Source organism: Chryseobacterium sp. WG23, from assembly GCF_024586575.1.
In the GTDB taxonomy this organism is placed as follows: Bacteria; Bacteroidota; Bacteroidia; order Flavobacteriales; family Weeksellaceae; genus Chryseobacterium.
In genome coordinates this window covers 125,267-147,018 of record NZ_JALCZE010000005.1, presented here as the reverse complement: position 1 = coordinate 147,018, position 21,752 = coordinate 125,267, and the positions used below count along the sequence as shown (strand labels likewise).

General features: G+C 28.7%; 19 protein-coding genes and 1 pseudogene. 10 read left to right on the top strand and 10 right to left on the bottom strand.

Annotated elements, in window-relative coordinates; translation table 11 throughout:
* Positions 1–164: 164 nt before the first annotated feature.
* Together MP477_RS09415 and MP477_RS09410 are read left to right on the top strand one after the other, a co-directional pair.
* Complete coding sequence (locus MP477_RS09415; protein WP_257190225.1) at positions 165–2,048, top strand: right-handed parallel beta-helix repeat-containing protein; 1,884 nt, start codon at positions 165–167, stop codon at positions 2,046–2,048.
* A 252-nt stretch (positions 2,049–2,300) separates the two neighbouring features.
* Complete coding sequence (locus MP477_RS09410) at positions 2,301–2,714, top strand: recombinase family protein (RefSeq protein ID WP_257190223.1); 414 nt, start codon at positions 2,301–2,303, stop codon at positions 2,712–2,714.
* Positions 2,715–2,731: 17 nt separating this feature from the next.
* Here the strand turns inward: MP477_RS09410 and MP477_RS09405 are convergent.
* The 9 genes and pseudogenes from MP477_RS09405 to MP477_RS09365 all read right to left on the bottom strand — a co-directional run.
* Positions 2,732–3,433, bottom strand: a pseudogene (locus MP477_RS09405) (YifB family Mg chelatase-like AAA ATPase); the annotation flags it as partial.
* A gap of 65 nt (positions 3,434–3,498) precedes the next feature.
* Positions 3,499–5,208: a hypothetical protein gene (locus MP477_RS09400; RefSeq protein ID WP_257190222.1), complete on the bottom strand. Its 1,710-nt coding sequence runs from the start codon at positions 5,206–5,208 to the stop codon at positions 3,499–3,501.
* A 38-nt stretch (positions 5,209–5,246) separates the two neighbouring features.
* The gene (locus tag MP477_RS09395) at positions 5,247–6,338 is read right to left on the bottom strand and encodes a DUF4297 domain-containing protein (protein WP_257190220.1); all 1,092 of its coding nucleotides are present in this window, start codon (positions 6,336–6,338) and stop codon (positions 5,247–5,249) included.
* A 48-nt stretch (positions 6,339–6,386) separates the two neighbouring features.
* Entirely contained in the window at positions 6,387–6,911 is a 525-nt protein-coding gene (locus MP477_RS09390; RefSeq protein WP_257190219.1) for a hypothetical protein, read from the bottom strand.
* Positions 6,912–6,922: 11 nt separating this feature from the next.
* Positions 6,923–9,607: a UvrD-helicase domain-containing protein gene (locus tag MP477_RS09385; RefSeq protein ID WP_257190217.1), complete on the bottom strand. Its 2,685-nt coding sequence runs from the start codon at positions 9,605–9,607 to the stop codon at positions 6,923–6,925.
* Positions 9,608–9,650: 43 nt separating this feature from the next.
* Complete coding sequence (locus MP477_RS09380; RefSeq protein ID WP_257190214.1) at positions 9,651–10,490, bottom strand: hypothetical protein; 840 nt, start codon at positions 10,488–10,490, stop codon at positions 9,651–9,653.
* A 310-nt stretch (positions 10,491–10,800) separates the two neighbouring features.
* Positions 10,801–11,805, bottom strand: coding sequence for a UvrD-helicase domain-containing protein (locus MP477_RS09375; protein ID WP_257190213.1), 1,005 nt, complete (start codon positions 11,803–11,805; stop codon positions 10,801–10,803).
* Positions 11,790–13,349, bottom strand: a complete 1,560-nt coding sequence (locus MP477_RS09370) for an ATP-dependent endonuclease (protein ID WP_257190212.1) — start codon at positions 13,347–13,349, stop codon at positions 11,790–11,792. The genes MP477_RS09375 and MP477_RS09370 overlap by 16 nt, the downstream gene beginning before the upstream one ends.
* A 51-nt stretch (positions 13,350–13,400) precedes the next feature.
* Complete coding sequence (locus MP477_RS09365; protein ID WP_257190211.1) at positions 13,401–14,183, bottom strand: GIY-YIG nuclease family protein; 783 nt, start codon at positions 14,181–14,183, stop codon at positions 13,401–13,403.
* A gap of 328 nt (positions 14,184–14,511) precedes the next feature.
* Here MP477_RS09365 and MP477_RS09360 point away from each other — a divergent pair, with 328 nt between their 5' ends.
* A complete protein-coding gene (locus MP477_RS09360; RefSeq protein ID WP_257190210.1) occupies positions 14,512–14,775 on the top strand; it encodes a hypothetical protein in 264 nt (87 codons plus the stop codon).
* 5 nt (positions 14,776–14,780) lie between these two features.
* Here the strand turns inward: MP477_RS09360 and MP477_RS09355 are convergent, their stop codons facing one another.
* The gene (locus tag MP477_RS09355; RefSeq protein ID WP_257190209.1) at positions 14,781–16,082 is read right to left on the bottom strand and encodes a PIN domain-containing protein; all 1,302 of its coding nucleotides are present in this window, start codon (positions 16,080–16,082) and stop codon (positions 14,781–14,783) included.
* A gap of 414 nt (positions 16,083–16,496) precedes the next feature.
* On the opposite strand from MP477_RS09355, the gene MP477_RS09350 reads away from it, so the two are divergent.
* The 7 genes from MP477_RS09350 (at position 16,497) to MP477_RS09320 (ending at position 21,481) form a co-directional block, all read left to right on the top strand.
* Complete coding sequence (locus MP477_RS09350) at positions 16,497–17,039, top strand: antirestriction protein ArdA (RefSeq protein WP_257190208.1); 543 nt, start codon at positions 16,497–16,499, stop codon at positions 17,037–17,039.
* Between the two features lie 46 nt (positions 17,040–17,085).
* The gene (locus MP477_RS09345; protein WP_257190207.1) at positions 17,086–17,676 is read left to right on the top strand and encodes a recombinase family protein; all 591 of its coding nucleotides are present in this window, start codon (positions 17,086–17,088) and stop codon (positions 17,674–17,676) included.
* Between the two features lie 6 nt (positions 17,677–17,682).
* A complete protein-coding gene (locus MP477_RS09340; protein ID WP_257190206.1) occupies positions 17,683–19,530 on the top strand; it encodes a hypothetical protein in 1,848 nt (615 codons plus the stop codon).
* A gap of 340 nt (positions 19,531–19,870) precedes the next feature.
* Complete coding sequence (locus tag MP477_RS09335) at positions 19,871–20,155, top strand: hypothetical protein (RefSeq protein WP_257190204.1); 285 nt, start codon at positions 19,871–19,873, stop codon at positions 20,153–20,155.
* 12 nt (positions 20,156–20,167) lie between these two features.
* Positions 20,168–20,578: a hypothetical protein gene (locus tag MP477_RS09330; protein WP_257190203.1), complete on the top strand. Its 411-nt coding sequence runs from the start codon at positions 20,168–20,170 to the stop codon at positions 20,576–20,578.
* A gap of 12 nt (positions 20,579–20,590) precedes the next feature.
* Positions 20,591–20,956 carry a hypothetical protein gene (locus tag MP477_RS09325; RefSeq protein ID WP_257190202.1) on the top strand — a complete coding sequence of 122 codons (366 nt, stop codon included), beginning with the start codon at positions 20,591–20,593 and terminating at the stop codon, positions 20,954–20,956.
* An 18-nt stretch (positions 20,957–20,974) separates the two neighbouring features.
* Positions 20,975–21,481, top strand: coding sequence for a hypothetical protein (locus MP477_RS09320; protein WP_257190201.1), 507 nt, complete (start codon positions 20,975–20,977; stop codon positions 21,479–21,481).
* Positions 21,482–21,752: the final 271 nt, after the last annotated feature.

Here is a 21,752-nt window from a genome sequence, read left to right as displayed (position 1 = left end):
GAAGAACTATTGCTAAATATATTATGATGACAACAAATATTTGACAGAAGAAAAAATCTTGGTCTTTGGAGTGATCCGAATCCAATAAGATCTTTAAAATGGAGAAAAATAAGTTGAGAGTTTACTTATTAGAACTTTATTTATAAATTTAAAAAAATAAAACTATGAATCAATTTCTTATTAAAGATAGTATGGTAGATATGCGAAATATGTCTACGAATGAAATAACTGATATTCAAAATGGAATATATAAAGGGGTATTATTGCTAGGATATTACAAAAAAGGAGATACACCAGCACCTATTGAATATTATTCCTATTTAGGTAATGATAATATTGATGATGGTGGAAGTTTAATAATATTGAATGGACTCAAACTATTTCATGAATTTTTAGGAGAGGTAGATGTTCGTTATTTTGGAGCTAAATCTCAAGTTAACCTTAATCAGTCTATAATCATAAATAATGCATTATATAAATGTAGAAATATTATTATAGATGATACGTACTATATTAGTGCAGAAAATAATGATTCTGGTGTAATGCCTCCTTCAAATACTTCGATAAAATTTACAAAAAAAGGATGCTTTAAAGCTATTGCTTCAACAAGTGAAAGCTATAGAATTTTAAAAATATATAATGCTTTTAATGTAACTATAATTAATCCTTTTATTTTAGGGGAAAGAGATGAACACGCTGGAACTACTGGAGAATGGGGGCACGGAATATCTATTACAAACTCAAGGGATATATTAATTGAAAATCCGAATATTAAAAATTGTTGGGGAGATGGAATATATATAGGAAATGAATATTGGAATCATGACTCCATTATTTCAACCGAGAATGTTATTATAAATAATGCATTAATTGATAATGTCCGCCGTAACGGCATTTCTATTACATCAAATAAAAATATAACTATTAATAATCCTAAAATAAGAAATGTTAATGGAGCTCTCCCTCAGGCAGGGATTGATATAGAACCAGAAGGAATTGATGGGCTGCCAATTGTGATTGATAATATTAATATTATAAATCCATTAACGGAAAACAATATGGGAGCTGGAATTATGCTATTCGTGTCAAACTATCTTTTGCCGGAAAATAATCCACAGATTAATATTAATATAAATAATCATATTGATTTAGGATCTCTTCACGGGTTCTTCATTCCGTCATTTCGAGATGGTTTAGAAGGATGTATAAATATTACAAACCCCAAATATAGTAACAATAAGTCTGGTGCGATACTAATTTCAAATTACGCAAAAGAATATGCTCCTTTATTAATTATTGATGCTCCAGTTATAAAAAATTGGAATACTAGTAAAAATCAATTTTATTATTACAAACATGCAATAGGTATTATAAAAGAAGATGATGTTAATGAATATAGGAACACTAACATTTTAATTAAAAATCCCACCTTTGATTATACAGCTATAGGAGACCTAACTACCAGTATATTTCAATGCCATAGTGCGAATCCAAATAAAAAATCAATCATTTTAAAAAATGTTAGAAATATTAATGGAGGTAATAACGTAATGGGAATTGTAAAAGGTGTTATTATTATTGATATGATGAATCTAATTAAAGGTAACTATTGGGAAACAGATTCTACTATCAATTTTGTTAGAACAGGAAGTTTTTTAACAACATATACTAATAGTAATTTAGCGGATAACCCGCTTTTTAGGATCCAAGGAAATTTATGGACAGATGGACAGCGAATATCTTTTTTAGTTGAAAAACATGGAAGTTTGATTACGATAGTAAGTGACAGTAATAATATATATCCTCCAGTGATTGGTGGCAATCTCTCAAGCAGAGATGTTGGTAACAAAATAACATTAGAATTTAATAATGGAAATTGGTATATAGTTGAAAAACTAGGTATTTGGACAAATGCTCAAAGAACAACAAACAGTATTATTTCTTCAAATACAGAACCGATTAATATGCCTGAAAATTCAATTTGGATAGATATATACAATAATCAAATTAAGAAAAAAAATATTACAGGAAATTGGGATTTGCTCTAATAAATTTATATATTTTAGTTAAAATGTTTACGTTTAAAATATTTTAATTTCAAAGAATGATGAAAAATGCAGATAGAAAATAAAATTAATGATTAGAGTAATGCAGAGTATCTATCTATTAGGGGGTGCACTTAGATGTTGTTACGAAAAACGTTCATTTTATGACACAGTCTTTTCTTCCTTAATTTTGAAATTAAAACAGTCTCATTTTCCGTTTTTTTTTACAAATAAACCTTTTTTGAAACCAAAATCATGACAGTAGGATATGCTAGAGTCTTAACTTCAGATCAAAATATTACTACACAAGTTGAGTTGTTAAAAGAAAATGGAGTTCTTTTCAAAAGCATCACAGAGCCTGCTTTTGACACTACTTCAGCAAATGGAAAATTTATTATTCAAATTTTTGGAGCAGTCGCAGAATTTGAAAGAAATTTAATTAGTGAAAGAACCAAAGCTGGGTTAGAGGGGGAGCGAAAAAGGAAAAAACTTTTAGGAAAACCTACAGGCTCTAGTCAAAAAAGCATAGAAAAATATCAATTTGTCAAGCATTTATATGATAACAAAAACATTCCTATCGATAAAGCTTGTAAACAGGCTGGTATTAGCAAAGCTACTTATAGAATTGACAAAAAGGATAATTCTATTCTAGTAGTTAAATATAAATAGAAAGCTTCATTTTGGAATTATCCATTCCAGAACTCTCTGTCCAAACTTCGGTATTGTATAGCTTCGGAAATATGGTAAGAAAGTATTTTCTCAGATTCTTCGAGATCGGCTATCGTTCTGGCAACTTTCAGGATTCTGTCATATGCTCTGGCAGAAAGGTTTAGCTTTTCCATGGCCAATTTGATGAGACCGAATGAGGGTTCATCCAGCTCACAAAATGCTTCAATTTCTTTGGGACCAATTTGAGCATTACAGCTGATATTCAGGCTTCCATACCTTTTATTCTGAATATCTCTTGCTCTTACCACACGATCTCTTATATCTTTGCTTTTTTCGCCTTTTCTTTTTTCAGAAAGCTGTTCAAATTCAACCTTCTGCACTTCTATATGAATATCAATCCTGTCTAAAAGCGGTCCGGAAAGTTTATTCATATACCGCTGCATTTCGTAAACGGAAGATGTATTACTGGGATCATCCGGAAAGAACCCGCTTGGGCTGGGATTCATAGAGGCTACCAGCATAAAACTTGCAGGGTAATTCACGGTAAATCTAGCTCTTGAGATTGTGACTTCACGGTCTTCCAGGGGCTGTCTCATCACTTCCAGCACGGTCCGTTTAAATTCCGGCATTTCATCCAGAAATAACACACCGTTATGGGCAAGGGAAATTTCTCCCGGCTGAGGATAACTTCCTCCCCCAACTAAAGCAACGTCTGTTACTTTCTTAAATGAGGGGGCAGAATTATTCCACAAAAACTATTATTAATGTAATAATTCCATTCATCCTATTCGTGTAAAATAATTTTCTCTATTATTGGAAGTATCTCGTTATTAACGTCCTGAAAATACTCTTTTTTCAAAAGAGAATATTTATCATCCTCAAGCTTTATAATATCTCCATCAAAAAGCTCCGTATCAATATCATCTACTACTCCCAAAATAATTTGTGATTCTTCTGGTTGATTATTGTAAATAAAATTCATAATCGCCTTCCTATTTTCTTCATCTTGTTCTTGCTGGTTAGGCGAATCAACAACAATTGGGCAAAAAGTAGATGTAGAATAATTATTTGTAATATGTAAAAATGCAAAATAATAAGCTAGCAATGCTCGAGGAAGATTACTTCCTTGTTCATTTATTTTATTATCTAACCTATCAAACAAAGTTTTAGATATTTTATCGGGGTCAACATTAAGTTCTAGTAAAAATTTTCTTAAATTAGTTTTGTAAAATAACATTATTTTACGCTTTTTACTGATGCTTTCTTTATTTATATCTTTAAGTTGCTTTTCAAGTAAATCTAGACGATTACTTGCGTCTCCAATCTTTTGATAAACTAAATTCTTCTCCTTATTAAATATCTCATTTACCTTTTTCTTACCCTCATTTTCTATTATATCAATTAGTTTTATTTCTTCCTTTTTTGTATTTAATAACTCTTCTATCCTTTCAAAACTAATTTTTGATTCTACAAAGTCACTATTATATTCAGATATTTCATCATTAACTTTAACAATCTCCATTTTTAATTCGATGCGTAGTTCTTGTAGTTTCTCTTCATCTTCAGCAATAGAAAATCTTTCATTAAAATCATTTTCGTAATGAGCTCCACACATTGGGCAATCTACAACATCATCAATGACATTCAAAGCATACTTATAGTCTGCCTTAGCTTCCCCAATTGCATTTTCAATAATCATAACTCTTGCATCCAGCATCGACTTCTGATTATACAAATCAGTTAACCTTAGCTTTATCTTATTCTGTTCTGTTTTTAATATTTCGCACTCTTTCAAGAGTTCAGAGACCTCAGTATTAAAATCCTCAATAGTCAAGTTAAAATCTTCATCATTTAACTTTTCTTTTATCCCTCCAAGAATTTTGTTTAAGGTGCTTACTTCAATCTTAATTTCGTTATGTGCAATTCTAGCACTATCTAGCTCAGTTTTAGTTTGATAATAATTATAGCCTTTAATACCCGAATGATATTCAATTACAGGTTTCTTCCATTTACTATACTGACCGAGCCCAGAGAAAGCATTCCAGCTATCATTCCAACTTTTATCTTGGTCAATATAGAATGGTAAGAACAGAAAAGGACTCGGAGGATTTTCACCCTCACCTTTTCTATTAGTAATCAAAACATTAAATCCAAATAGTTCATTTAGAAAAATAGATAATGATTTAAAATCATGTGGTACAATCTCTTGATTCTCATTTAAAACAGCATATCGAGATTTATCATACCTTAAAACACTCAACCTTAGTTCATCAACTTTAAATTTCAGATATGTAATAGGTTCAGCTTTCAACCAATTACTATTCAAAACTGATGGAGTTGCACCTAAAGTATAATATATACTTTTTAACAAACTAGATTTTCCGACTTGATTAGGACCCTTTATGATTGTCTTTTTTGGGTTGAATTGTATTTTTATTGCTTTTTTTTCTCTGTAAGACAGTATCTGAATCTCCTCGAAAATTAACCTTTTCATATTTACTAGTTCTTAAGTTTCTTATTAATTTGTGAAAATTACTCTTCATTATAAAGTTCTTTTAAAATAACCATTTTTAAAAAATATTCTGTATATATCTTTTGATTTTGTATTTCTTTCTGCTGTAAAAGAAGCACATACAACTTATCTAAATTCTCCCATACTGCTCCATAAAGTTCATCAATATTATTATCTATTACCTTATTAATAGAGTTAACACATTGATTAAAGAAGTCATTATTGAGACTCAAATATTCTATTTGAACATCTTTCCATGCTTCAGATAGCTTTCTTCTCAAAGGTATACTAACTCCAGCATTATCTAATCTATCAAAGAGTCTGTTTTTAGCTAGTTTTAATTTATCTGGTTCAGAAACAACTATTTTTAGCATCCTATCAAAATCATCTTTAGATATTGATTTGAAATGTATTAGCTCCTCAAAATTATTAATTTTCCTTTCTATATTATTTCTCCTGTTAACTTCATCAAAAATGGTTCTGTATGCTAAAGATGGATTATACTTGACATCAGTATGGTAAAGGCTCTCAATTAATTTATTAAGTTTGTCTTTAGTTATCTCGTTATGATGCTCGATTGTTAATTCAGAATTATGAAGAAAAATAACATCTAAGAATTCATGCAGCCATTGTATTGACAATTCAGCTTTTAAATTCTCTTCTATTTCTAATTTTTCTTTATCATCTAACTCTTTACAACAAATTACTAATCTATTTTCTTTTATTGATTTAATACTAAATCTATTATTGGAAACAATATTTAAACTTTTCGTTTCTGAGTCAAAATTTAATTTGTTCTGATATAATTTACCTAGGATTGAGCCACCATCACCTTTCTTTAACTTCTTCTTTGTTAATATATTACTTAGTGAATAAGTACCCTTATCTTTTGTTTTAATTTGATAAAAATCAATTTTTGTAGGGTTATTAACAGAATCTAGAACAATTATATCTTCATGATACTCAAAAGCCAATAAAAAATCAACTCCTGAATTTGTCAGTTCTATCAACTTACAAATAGCCCAGTTTTTCTGAAAATCAAATCTGTTTGAAGCCATAGAACCTGCATTTTCTCTGGGGCTTATATACTTAAATTTTTCTGTTAAGCTCACACTATAATTGTTTAATGATTAGTCTAAATTTATAAAAAATCGTTAAAACTAGAACTCCTCTAGTTGCATCTCAATTCTTTCTTCACCTTTTTGAAAATATCTAACATCACTAATAATATAGTTGTCACCTGTTTGTACTTCTAAATAAATTCCTAAGTTATAATTATATTGACGAGTAAATGCTTTCAATTTTATAAAATCGTACTCTTTTAGTTTATGATATGAATTTTTTTTCTTCATTTCAACCACTAAATGGTTTTTCTGATTTGTTTCTCTTTTGTGTACAATTATATCTGGGAAAATATTGTATGTATCATTTTTATTAATACTCCTTACAGCAAGCTCTTCCATGGCTTCTCGTGGAATATCAAGAATCTTTCTTAAACCTTCACTATCCACATCACCATTATACTCACAGTCAACGTGATATTCTGCAAATAAACTTGTTAAATAAAAAGCTAATTTATGAGCAATACTTCTTTCCGATAAATTCCTCTGTAATAATTGATAATCATGTTCTATTAGATTTTCTAATGCTTTATCAAAGTTCTCTCTAGTTTTCTGTAAATTCATGTAGATTAGTTTTATATTTTAGCAATTTCAGAATTAGTAAGCCATTTTTTATACTGACAATCATAGATTGCAAAGTTTGAACAGCCATAAAAAGCCCACTTTTTTTTATCTTTAACTCCTGTTTTCAATTCTAAGTCACCTGAACGACAATTTGGACACTTTAGATTACCATTTACTTTGTTATTCAGGTTTTCATCAAGCTCAATAATAAATTTCGAAGCAAACCTTTTGTTAGCAATTAACGATGTCTTCAGTTTTGCCCTAGTTAGTGCAACATAGAAAAGCCTCCTTTCTTCACTATTGGGATACGTTTCAGACCCTCCTAACAACAGCAAGAGGACAGGGTCATCATACATTTCAGATGGAAATCCAAGTCTTCCAGAATTACAATTTAATACAAATGTATATTCAGCCTCTAATCCCTTTGACTTATGTGCAGTAAAGAATTCCAATTTAACTTTTAGCTGTTCGTTATACTTGTATTCTATAGTGTTTTCCTTTATAATTTTGAACTTAGTATGTTCTACTTTTACTCTGTTAAAGTCGTGGTTGTATCTGCCAATTAAATAGTATTTATGTGATAAGATATCTTTTATTTCGTCATCAGTTGGTTCGTTATCATCACTTAATATCTTAGACTCGATTATTTTATTGATAGCTTTTTCTAAGCCCTCTGTATCGTCATTGTCATCAGAAAAAGTGTAAAAAATTTCCATGTCAGATTGAGCTTTCAACTTGTTTCTAAGATTTTTTTTAATTTGAGCGGGATTTTTCATGACAAAATTTCCTGAAATATCTATCATTGGTAGACCAAACCGATAAGTCGTCTCTATCTTTGATGTATTGGTGAATCCAAAGTATTTCTCGAAACTATTGAACAAACTTATGTCGCTACCAGTAAAACGATATATCGACTGCCAATCGTCACCGACAGCAAATAATTTAACATTCTCATTTTGTTTTTTAAAAGCATCAATGAGTTTGTATCTTCCTAAACTAATGTCCTGAAACTCATCGATAATGAGATACTTATATTGATGTACATATTTGTTTCTTTCAAGATAGTTTACAGCTTGATTTATCATATCACTAAAATCAATCTGTTGTTTTCTTTTCAGCATTTCTACATAAGCATTATAGAGTGGATAAAATAGTGTGATAAAGTATCCACATCTTTCTTTATCAAAGCCTGATTTAGCTTTAATTTTATCCTGTAGCTCCTCGTAGGTGATGTTTGATGATTTATAAAGATTTAGAAAAGTTGTAAACAAAGCAGTTAGAGATGTTACCTCATCAGATGCATTCTCTTGAATTAAATTCCATTTTTCTTCTTCAGATAAAGGTTTAATATTAAATCCATGAGATTTGAGTAAGTTGGTGAGACTTTTCTCAACAGTTCCATCTTTAAACTGGTAGCTAAAGGTTTCTATGCACACTGTCTCATTTTCTATATGTGTTTCCCTTTTCCAACGAATTCCAGTATGGTAATTCCTCTTTGCTGTCTCTAAACTAGTGTTTTCGTTAGCAAAAAATGGAGGAACATTTCCATTCTTATCTAATGCATAGTGTTCTAAATAAATCCTCCTATTTCCTTGATATAAACTAAAATCTGGTTCGTATTGTCTGTGGTCTAAAGTTTTTGTAGCTACCTCATAAGGCTCTTCATATTTATAATCGATACCGTTAAATAATAGAAAATTGGCTATTTTACACTCTTCTTGACTCTTTACAATTTCCCTTAGAACTGTTAATTTGTTATTTACTTTAACTTCAACTTTTTTATAGGGTCTAAAATTTTGGTCTTTAAGATGCTGTATATGTTCTGCCTGATTCTTAAATTCAAAATCACTTTTACTAATCTTTATAAAATCTGTGAAGTACCTTGTCAAAATCCCAAGATATCTTTCATCAGCTAGTAACTTTTTAAATGTGTCTTTTATAAAATAGTTTAACTCATCTGCATTATATAATGATGGTTTCGCTTGTTCAACATTTTTTATGATATCTAATCCTAATTTATGAAATGTCTTAGCATCAATCCCTGTAATATTTACTTTATTGGCAAGGTCTTTTGCACTTTGATTTGTAAATGAAATTAAAAGAATTTTCTCAGGCGGAACGTTAAGACTTCTATTAAGGTAGTTCACTTTACCCATAATTGTCGTAGTCTTCCCACAGCCAGCTCCTGCTATAACTAGACTATTATCTTCATCACGGATAATTGCTTCTCTTTGTTGCTCATCTAAAGATTTACCCCCATCGATATCACTCAATAGAGATTGGGTTTGCTTTTGTTCATACTTTAAAAATTCATTATTAAAATTTTCACGAGAATTTTCATCATTACTGATAAGATTTTTAAAAAAAACAATCTCCATTTCTTCTGAAGATGTCAAACCAATGTTTTTAAATGATTGTTGAAAAATAGTATTTTTCAGTATTTCACTATGCTTTTCTCTCCATTGAACAAGTTTATAGTTTGAGAAATATCCATTCGTATTGCTCGTCAAAGTTCGAAAACCTCGATTTGCTGAATAGATACAAGGAAGAATGGATTTGAAAAGATTATTTAACCTTTCCTTCTCTAATTTTTCTTTTCCTTCTTTTCTTTTTCGTTCTTTCTGCTCTCTAATAGCATTGGTTACCCAACCTAACGCCCCAAGAGTTAATGCTCCTGCAACTAAATATGAAATCATCTTATGTTTTTTAAATAAATGAACACTCTAATGTGAATAAGCTTTATTTTTTATCTCTAAAAAATTCCTTAATTGTATCACCTATAATCTGAGCAACGTTATCTATATCATTATTAGAATTAATTGTATAGTTGGTCATAGCTTCTTTAAAAATAACCTTTGACTTTTTAAGCTTTAAATCATAAATAAAAATATGTGTTGATGTTTCTCCAAGATAATTGTATTTCATCAATTTTTTCTCGGTGGAGATAAATTTATCATTTTCATAAAATGAAATTTCAAATTCATCTTTAATAAATCGTTTACTATAAATATTATATAAAGTATTAGCTATTAGAAACAATGTCACAATACTAATCGAAAAAGTTAATGTAAAATTCGTAATATCCTTGTCTTTTATATATCTTCCTAAAGAATAAAACATATAAACCATTATAGTAGGCATTAAAAGTAGTTTGTTCGGTAAAAATACTACACAAAATAGAAGAATAAAAGCCATACTAACTCGGAAATCTCTGTACCCTCCATCAAGTTTTTTATCAAAGACTCCAATTAATCTCTTACGATTTTTTTTCGTCGATTGTAAATACAACATGCCTTTCCTTCTAATTAAGGTATAATTTCGCCATATTGTAAAAATGAATGCAAAAATTATAAATAGTAAAATTTCAATCAAAATAAAAATTATTAATATTTTAAAGAAATGCTCTAAAGTAAAAAACAGTAAATCATTTATGCCTACATAACTTAATATATTTATATTAAAACTGCTGTAGAATAAGTGATAGTTAGCAAAACTAATACTATAAATACCTATTATAATGAGAGTTAGATTCTCTTTAAAAAAATTTAAACCTTGGAATAAATTGTTATTATTCTGCATAATATAGTCAGTAAAAAATGATTTGGTTAAGTAGAATTGTATCAGTAAAATATTATCTAAAGTGTGAGCTTTACTAAAATCTTTTCAATCACATCAAATTTAAAAGAAATGCCTGCGGTTGAATCAGTATTAAAATTATTGAAAATTTAAAGTTAAATCAAAGAAATTAAACACGAAATTTTCTTTAATATCCTTTATATTAGATTCCAGTAAAACTATTTTCTTTAATGGAACTCTTCATGTTCAGGGTAAAATTTCATGCTTCTAATATGTGCAAAATTTTTTCATATAGTTAAATTAAAGATTATAATCATTTTTTAAATAATTTCATTTTTTTATCCGATACAAAATATAATTTTCCTTTAGTTCTTGAGCATGCTACATAAAATTTATTTTTTGTGATATCAGATTTAAAAATAAATTTATCATTATAAAATTGAGACAAGATTTCATTATTAATTACTACGCAAACATTTTCGAAAGTTAAACCTTTACAATTTCCCCAATTATTCGAAATACATCTGTAATTATAATGTCTTGTCAAAAATAATTTTACTATTTGGTTATTAAAAACCACTTCTTTAATTTCATTTTCATTTTCAAGCAATTTTATTTCGGTGTCAAATTCATTTAATGATTCAATATTAACCCCCAACTTATTCCTAATAAAATCACACACATTTTTACTACATCTTCTACTTTTTATAAGGGACTTCGTATTTTTGTTAAATCCTTTTTGCTCAAAGTATTTTAGAAAATTAACTTCATTCTTGTATAAGTTTTTATTAATGTTCCTATCTCTACTGGTATCAAAAGTGTGTTGATGAAAATCTCCCACAAGATTAACATTGTAATGACCCTCGGCAACATTAATTATAAAATTAAAATCGCTCGATGCAAAATCTTGAATTTCATCAACAAATACAAAATCAAAATATTTTTCGATTCTTTTCCTTACATCTTCGATACATTCCGTATTAACCAACTTAGATAATCTATTACCATAGAGATATTTAAATTTATTTACAAAACCATTATCATATATAATCTTGGGCGATTGCCAAGTGATACCTTTAGCATTATACTTATCGCTTAAATATGGTTTATAACAAAAAGTATATAAGAACGAAAAAAAATTTAATACTCTAATATTATTAGGAATGTAGCCATATTTTGACACTACTTCATTTCTTAAACTTTCAACTCCACTATTCGTATAAGTAATTAATAAAAACCTTTGATGAAGATTAGTTTTTTCTACAAGAAAATATGTTTTACCAGACCCTGCGACAGAAAGAATTATTGACTTATCCATTTCAGTGCTTCTTTAATATATAAAGGGACTTCTACTATATTCTCATCAAGTAATAATTTATATGCTGACTCTGTTTTATTTTTAAGCATATATTCTTGAATAGGCAATTTCCTTTTTGGCGTTATAAATAGTTTATCACATAAATCAGTATTATCTTGATATAAGCAAATCTCGAAAGTCTTTCTAGTTGTATCTAAATCAAAATAGACTTTAATATTTTCTGAAGCATACTTTGCGAAATTTTCATCCATTTCCCCTTTAGTCTGACCATCATTATCAGTAATAACACAAGTCTTAATATTCAGAAGTTTTGCTATTTCTAAATAGTGTGAAAAACTCGTCCCATCCACAGATAAAACATTAATTCTCAAACTATATAAATTATTATTAAGATGTTTTTGTGAAAATTTGTCTATTAACAGAAACTCAGCATCTCCTTCAACTAAAATATTTTTATGTGCAAGTATAAACTCTAAAATATTATTATCAGGTGCTTTAATAAAAAATTTAGCTGTACTTTCTGGAAGAGAAGTCAATTTTATAGCTTTATCATCTGTACTATTTAAAAGTATAGATTTTCTCAAGTCTAATCTTGTTGAAATTAAATTACTGTGAGTAGTTATAAATATTTGTTTATTATTAGAATCTTTAATCTTTTCAATTAGTAATCTTGTATTTACGTGGCTTAAATGATTTTCAGGTTCTTCAATTAATAATATATCTAAATCTTGAACATTTCTACTTAATGCCAATTCAGTTTTAATAATGGCTTGCTTCCCCTTTCCTTTATTATCTATAGAAATTTCATTCTCGTAAATTGTTAAATCATTATCTAAATTTGATTTAGAGTTATTCTTCAGTGAAAAGTTATAATCACCAATTCTTTCGTTTAAATCTTTTAAAACACTTTTTTTAAATTGTTCTTTATAGTGTCTGTATTGGTGATGATGTTTATATTTTTCTAATGTATCAGTCAATGAGCTATTGTAAATATCTTTTACATACTCTTTCATTGCATACTCATTATTCATTGATGAATTATCAATAAATATATGCTTTAAATATTTCGCAAAATTATTGTACGAAATATCACCAAAAGAAGTAAAGGATATTGTATAAAATTCAAAAGGGAATACACAATCTCGATTTTCTAAAATTTCTTTAATATATTTCGAATATTCATCATTAGGAAAAATATTAAGTCTTAATCCATCACATTCAACATTATCGCTATTGTTCCTTCCAGATGTTCTGTCATTATTTTGTTCATCAAGGTATAATTCTATAAACAGTTTTGGTAAATAATTATTATTTCTTTCAGAACTTAAAAACTCCCTTATAATATCTTTATTAAACAAGTTTTCTAATCCAATATTCTCAACTTTTGTTCTACTTCCACTTAGAACTAGGTCAATAGCTGTTAAAATTGATGATTTTCCTGCCTCATTGTCTCCTATAAGTAGATTCAAGTCATCATCAAAATCAATCTCTAAATTTTTAAATTTTCTAAAATTAAGTAATTTCAGCTTTTTTATTTTTTTCATGCATTATTTTAGCTTTATGTGGATAAAATATTTAGAATGCCATAATCTTATTTAAGATTGAATATTGATAGACATAAAATCTTCAATTCTCTTTAATTCTCTAAATGTTAATCTAAACCATTCTCCACGAACTCGTTTATCTGCAAACATTTCATGAAGCTGTCGTTCAATTTTTTTGTCACATTTCCATCTAGCAATAAGATTTATTTTAGGCTCTTGCGAATGCAGGGTCTTTTCTCTATACTGAGGCTTTTTACTCGTTCCTATTTTGATAAGTGAAGTGTCTTCGTTGACCATTAAATACACATAATCACAATTCTCATTATCACATTGATTTGAGTCAAAATTAAAAAGCATTTGATAGAACTCTGTTTTATCAATAGTCCTTACACGAAAAATTGGAGACTTTGCCATCATTGCTAAATTCCTACCCTTATATTTGGCAAGTTCAAAATCAGTAATAGTAAAAAATCCTAGTTTTTCAAGAAATCCACGCAATTTTGTTTGAAAAATATTGAAAGCATTGATTTCATCTAACTCTGCGTAATTGTCAGATAATAAAATGCAAAATTGTAATAACAAATTAAAATAATCTGGGTCACGTATATCTAAACGTATTAAGTCCCCACGTAAATATGAATCGTGATTAATGTAATACATCTCAGCAAACATGGGGTCTCCTTCGTATAGATTTACACCATAACAATGCTTATTTATTCTTGAAATAACATTATTGATTGAACCATTATCTCTTTTGTCAAATTCATAAATATCCTCTTTAGATAAAATATAGCAGCATTCATTAAATTTTTCATCAATGGACTTAATTTTCATAGTAGTTAGTTTATATCCAAATATAGAATAAATTATATATTTTTTTTTAATAATTTAGATTCAGTTAAATTATTTTCTCAGGATAATTCTATAATTATTTGTAGCTACCCTTCATATTAATTTTACGAATTCCTGTATATCTAAAAAACAATCTATATTTCAGCATCAGAATATTTTATACTGGTATATATATTTTAGCGAAGCAATTTAAGCAATAAAAAAAATTATAAAATGCGGAAAACCTTAATCAAGTCATTTTATGTCTTGGTAGACCTATTTCTTGCTCTTGTGGGTATGGTTTTCTAAATGTCATACTAACAAGGAATACTTGAAAAAAGGCAAAAGCTATATGTTTATCACTAGAGACGGTATAGTTTACAAAAGCTTTAGTAAACTCGATAATTCAGGTACTTTTGGAAGCTCTGATAATGTTTTTTATGAACCTTATGAGATTGAATGGAAAGATATTCTAGAGATATGGGAATTTGCTGGCAGTGTCAACACAAAGGAGTTAGAAACTCCCAGCAAAGAGTATCATATTCTTAAAGATATGTATGATGTATTAAAAGATTACTTATCTACAAACATTTAAAATCTTTATATTACTTGTATAACTGTAAAATCATCGTTAATAACTCTACCTAAAATGATTTCAATTTCTAATTCATCTAATTCGAAATTCTGCTTTAGATTTTTTATTTCATCAATTACTGTAGGTACTATCAAAATCGGTTTAACAACAACAAAAACTATCAATTTCCTGTAACCACTTGTTAATGTTATTGGAGTAAATTTCTCTAAAAAGAATTTAAGGGACATTAAAAAAGGACTTATTTCCCTCCAAATAATTATTTCTGCAGCTATGGTTTTTGATTCATTATTATTATCTACTAAAACTATTTCTGGAAAGCCAGATTCATGTAGTGAAATATTAAATCCTATTATATTCTTTCCTATCCAATCTTGAATATAATTAACATAGTTTACTTCATAGGCGGAAAAAAAATGGTTTTGATTTATAATACTTTCCTCCGATTCAACTTCTTCCACTATTTTCTCATCAGCTCCATATAATTCTAAAAGTTCTGAAAGTTTAATTATATTAAATGTCTTATCAGGTGCTTTTGTCCTGAACTCAGATATCAATTCAAATCTTGGATAAAGAGGTTGTCCCTCACTTCTATGAAACCAATCTGTTTTTTCATCACCAGAAACAAAAACAATACTTTTCTTCTCTTTTTCTGCTAGTTCTAATATTGTAATCCAAATTAGTAAATCACCGATTCCATCATCTTTCTTTCTTTTATCTTTATAACCTGGGGGAATTTTATATTGATATCTGAAATTTAGATTTTTAATTATTTCTTCTTCACTTAAGCCATGTTCAATAATAATCTCTTTTTTAAACAAATCATGATAAATCTGACTAACTGGGTCATCCCAATTCCATGATTTTATTTTTCCAATCACTGCATTAACCTTAGTGGTATATTCTCTTAGCTTTTCATTTAATTCCTTTTGAAAATTAATTAAATCTTCATACTCACTCATCCCATTTAGCAAAGGATACTTTTCAATTTTTAATTGATGTACATTCCCCTTTTTTTTCTCAAACTGAGAAAAAATTTCTTTAATTCTTTCTGGTCTGTTATTTGCAAACTCTCTTGCAACTTGTGCAGGGATAAACAATCTATTATCATCAATTATTTGAGTATAAACCTTTTTAAGTTCTTCAATGCTGCTTGGACTGATTGTAAATGGTATCAGTAATGCATTTGTGTCTAAGACGAACAAACAGTCTTCCTTTAGATTTGAAATTGGCTCAACCGACACATTAAAAATATCTTTAGCATCGGGATAAATCTTGTTAATTATAAAAATATCATTTTCAGTACTCATTTTTAAGATTTTTCTGTGGTATTAATTCATGTTAAATATAATGAAATATCTTGAATTTATCTACCCCAAGTAGTGATATAGAAAACAGTCCCCCCATCTTCTTCTCCTTTTTCCTATACCCCCACTTTTAAAATACGTTTTTTTGTTGTGAGCTTTACAAAAAAGCACATTTAGAAACTTTTTGAAATTTATTTTTTTGACAAGTAATATATTTAGACTAAGGTCTAAACGTGATACAGAAAAAGTATTTTAAAAAGATGATATAAAAGTTTTAAAATATACTAAAAATACCTACTCTAAATTTGGCACATTTAGAAAAATGTTGTACATTTGAATTAATAAAAAAAGCCTTGATGTGGTGGTACACAACAAGGCAAATCAATAAATTTTAACTCTTACTTAAAATTATCGACTATGGCAAATTTACAAAATTGTCTTGACAACTGCTCACTTTACTGTGGCACTTATGCAAAGTACAACAATGGGAGCATCTTTGGAGGGTGGTTAAATCTCTCTGACTATTCAGATTACAACGAGCTTTACGAGGCTATGAAGGAACTTCACAACGATGAAGATGACCCCGAATTTATGTTTCAGGATTATGAAGCCCCAAAATTCTTTATCAATCAGGGTTTAATAAGTGAAAGCTCTATTTCAAAAGACATTTACCAGATTGCTGAGAAAATTAATGACTCAGATATAGATTTTGAAATAATTGAGGCTTTTATAGATTGCATTGGAAACTATTGCACAGATACAGAAGAGCTTTTAGATAGGGTTTCGGATTCTTATTCTGGTGAATTTAATTCAGATGAAGACTTTACACAGGAAATGTTAGAACAAGATGGTAGCATTTCCGAAAATCTGCCCTCGTACATCTTCATAGACTGGGAGAAAACAGCATATAATTTCATGTTTGACTATTCATGCTCAAACGGACATTATTTCAGAAATTAACTATAACCTTGCACCCTGTTATCAGGGTGCTTTAAACTTTAATCAAATGAAAGCAAGATATGTAAGGATTTCCACAGGAAATCAAAACACACAAAGACAGTTACAAAAGAACCACCCAGATGAAAAACTTTACATTGACATTATTAGTGGAGCTACGCCATTCAGCCAAAGACCAGAGGGAAAAAAAATGCTCGAAGACATAGAAGATGGTTTAATAGACTATATAAGTGTGCATTCCATAGACCGATTGGGAAGAAATCTATTTGATATTTTAACCACTTTAGAGCTTCTAAATGAAAAGAAAATTATTTTAGAAGTTGATAATCTTGGATTAAAAAGTTTAGTTAATAATAAGCCTAATTCTGCTTTTAAATTGATTATATCGGTTATGGGAAACATCGCTGAAATGGAACGGAATACGCTATTAGAAAGACAGAGAGAGGGAATTGCATTAGCAAAAGCAAAGGGAGTTTACAAAGGTCGCGAATTAGGTTCGAAAGAAACAGACGAAGAGGTTTTAGATAAATATAAAGAGGTTGTCAAATATCTAAAGAAAGGTCAGTCTTTGAGAAATACAGCTAAACTGTGTAATGTTAGTCTGGGGACTGTACAAAAAGTAAAAAAGATTTTAAATTAAAAAGTAATGACTGAAAATACAATACCAAGAGCCCTTTCTCAAAACGAGATAATCCTTTTAATTCCTGCAACTATTAATGTTGAGGAGCTTATTAATTCTGCTACATCTTACAACAAAGAAATAGATACTTACAAATTACTATCTTTTATAAGCCTAGTAGTTACAAAGACTGTTAAGTATAATTTTGATAAAAGTAAATATACTTCTCATAAAAAAGGGAATATTCACAGTGGTGAATTGAAAAAATTACTAGGAAATGATTATAAAACCTATTATGATTTTTTATATGATGAAAAAATTCTTTCAACAAGAAGTCCTTATAGCATAGATAAGAAAGGAGAAACTTTCGGTTATGGATTTACATCATTCCACTTATTTAAAAGATTAAATTTAGTTGTATTTAATCCTACAAAGTCAGTTAAATTTGATAATTACTTTAATAACTCTTATACAAAAAAATGTGAGGAAACACTTTATAATCTTTTTGATAAAACTAAATTTTCAATTGATTTTAATCTGGCTGAAAATATATTATTTAGTAAATATTTTGATAATATTCCACATAATTTAGATAAAAAATATTCAGCATATCATGGTTCCTTAAAACAATTGAAGAAATTTCTAAATGGTGAATATAGCTTTACTAGAAAAAAGAAATATTATGAAAGAAAACCTTCTGGTAGGTTTTACTCACCTCTGACTAATTTAAATAAAAACATAAGAAATTTACTTTATTATGAGGGTGAAAAGCTGCAACAGTTAGATGTGAAAAATATGTTTCCTTACCTATTATCACAACATTTGACTAAAATAGCAAATATAAATCAAAAAAGAATTGAAAGACTTCAAAATTGCTCGGATTTCAAAACTAAATACGAATTAAATATAAGCTACACGACAAAAGACTATTTATATACCAATAGGTTAGAAAAATATTTTGTTGAAAAGTATGGTATGTTATTTCCACAAAAACCAACAGGAAGTTTTATTACAGGTGGTTATTTATCAAAACAGGGCTATAGTGAATACTTTTCTTTAGATAAACCTAAAAGTTTATTTCAGTATAGTTATAGCCATTCCCTTCAATTTAATAAAAAATTTCATCCCTCTGTTCAACAAGATTCACAAGTTACAAATCACAGCCAAAGGTTTCATAAAACAACTAAAGGTAACTGGATTCCAAAAAGTAATCTGTATCCAAATAGTTATAGTAAATCAAAGGATTTAAATGATAATTCCAATTTGGCTACACTTTATACTGAAAGCTTTAAAAGTTTCACCTCAGCAGAAGAGGTTAACTCAAAAAAAAAGTTATACTCTAACTATATCTCGACGAAAACCTTTAAAAGCCTTATGGATAAAGAAGTTACAAACTTCAACACACTCACCGTCAAGGGAATTATATACAACCATTTTATTGACCCGTTCAAGAATAATACAGGTTTAAGTAAATGGATTCTCAAATATGAAGAAGAATTCAACGAACATTACAATGGGTTGTATAAACAAGATAGAGCTTTAACAAAAAAGCTTTTCATTTCAATGCTTTATGCAAGAAACAATCATTATATAGAGGAACAAAAAGTATTTAAATCTTTGTTTCCAATCTTATATGATTTGATACGTGAAGAGAAAAAAGGAGACCACACAATTATTACAAATGAGTTATTCGATTTAGAGGCTGATATAATTGTTGACACTGTTGCAAGAGGCTTAATAAAGCAAAAAATTAAAACGTTTACGATTCATGATTGCATTGCTGTACAAGAAAAAAATATTGATATTTCTAAGTTAAAATTGGAAGAAGCATTTATTTCGAGATTTGGGAATTGCCCCAAAATTGAGTTAGAATAATATATCAACAAATAAAAAGGATATTTATCATACTGGAAAACTCAAAAAGCTATTTTTCAAGAAATAGAATTGAAAGTTTCAGATTGAATTAATATCTTTGCATTTCAAAATTTATCGAAAACAGAAGCATAGCTTTTATTTTGTTTGAGGAAATCTGACAGTTTCAAAAACGATACAAAATAAATAGTTGTGACTCGTGCTATATGGCATGGGTTATTACCTATTTGTATCGTTTGGCTTTGTCAGAGCCTCCTCAATCAAGTATGGTTTTCCCCATGCTTTTTTGTGTTTATAAACCTTTCACTTTTGGGGATTGAGTGGATTTAATAAGATTTCACTTATGAAAAATTTACTATTAATTGGCTCACTATCAATCGTATTATTGAGTTGTGGAGCCATAACCAGAGGAACAACAGGAGCTACTGAAAGTAAACTAATTAAAATCGTATCGGTTGAGCAAGGTTGCCCAGTAGAAAACATTAAAATTATTGACAAAGTTAAAGGTATGGGAAGTGGTTCTTATGCCTTAGAGGTTTGTGGTAAAAGAATGGTTTACAAGCAGGCTGGAACTACTTTTATGGAGTCTTCCAAGATGCAAAACATAATGCAAAGTGTAGGTAATTAAAATCCAAACAAGATGAAAAAGATTTTATTTACACTTTTTATTGGAATGTCTTTCATTGGTTGTTCCAATAGTGATGACGATTCAACACCTCAACAAAACAATCCTGTAACAACTCAATACTTTCATCCTCCTGCATGGATTCAAGGCAGTTGGAAAATCTCAGGAACTCAACCACCTTTCTTTAAATTTACAAACCAAGATTTTATTCTTATAACTCCTTACACCAGCTATAAAACCGTTTTAGAACAAACAGCCAATACGGGGCAACAAGCAAAGGTAAATGAGCAAATTTCTGACCTCTACTATGAATTTACCATTATTGCAGGTGGAAGTTCAGCCCAATATAAGTTTAAGAAAATCAGTGATACAAGGATTCAATGGGTTGGTAATACAATTCCCCCTGTTTACTTGGATAAAGAATAAAATAATTTTACTATGAAAAGTTTCTTTAACAAACTAAAACAGATTACTGGGTATGAACCTATTAAATCTGTTGTCTTAGGAAATTATAATCGTCAGGAACAGTATAATGTTGATACCGAACGACTCATGGGACGTGATTATGATAAAGTAAAAGTTACCATGAATTACTATGAAACCAATGCTGTAAAGATTTTCTTTGAGTTTCAAAATGGCAATAAATTGACATTTGATGCTATTGAAGTGCCTTATATTTATAGTGATGAAGTAAAGGTCAGCCTTATTGCTGAAAACAAGCAACCAGCATACCTTTCAAAAGATTTTCAACAGTTGATACTCATAAACCCTGTAACAAGGATTAAAATTGTGCTAAAATATTAATCTAAAATCAAAGCAATATTGAATAGAGTTTATGATAAAGTGAAAAGTTGGTTATTTCCTAAAGTGCTTAAATCTTACCCAAGAGAGGCTCAAGAATCAAACAATAATTTGAATAGAACATTCTGGAACACTAGACGGTTATTAATTCAAATTCAAGGCTTTTTAGAAAATGAAAAATTGAGAATCAGAATTGAAGGTAATTTTACTAATAATGGACTTAATCATGAAGGTAAACTTTATCATTTCATAACATCGTTTTGTGAAATCTCATTGAACAATGATAAAAGGGGCAGATATAATATTACATATTTCCTTAACCCAAATCTATTAGAGATTATAGGTGATAATTACGGTAATATTTTGGAAGCCAGAATTTATGAATTAATCACTGATAATGAAATGAAAGGATTTATAAATTACAATCCATTAAATTGTATGTATGAGAGGTACTTCAATGAATTATTAATGATTACTGAAACGAAATCGAATTATACGGTTATTATTACCGAAAAAGCAATTCCTTAAATGATACAAAAAGAAGACGTAGCCGTTCTACAGTATTTCTGAAAAAATTAATTTTCTCATTTTTAGAGGAAATTTTGACATTAGCATATTCGTAACGACTCAATAGACTTTTTTATTATTTAAGTTACTGATATTCATTACACTTCTCATTACAAAAGGCAGATTGAAATTTCACCTATTTTTCATCACTTTTAATGTTTAAAAAATAACAAAAATTGAGGTGTAAGCATTTTACCATATTTCAAAAAACAATAACTTCTCCCATTTTTTG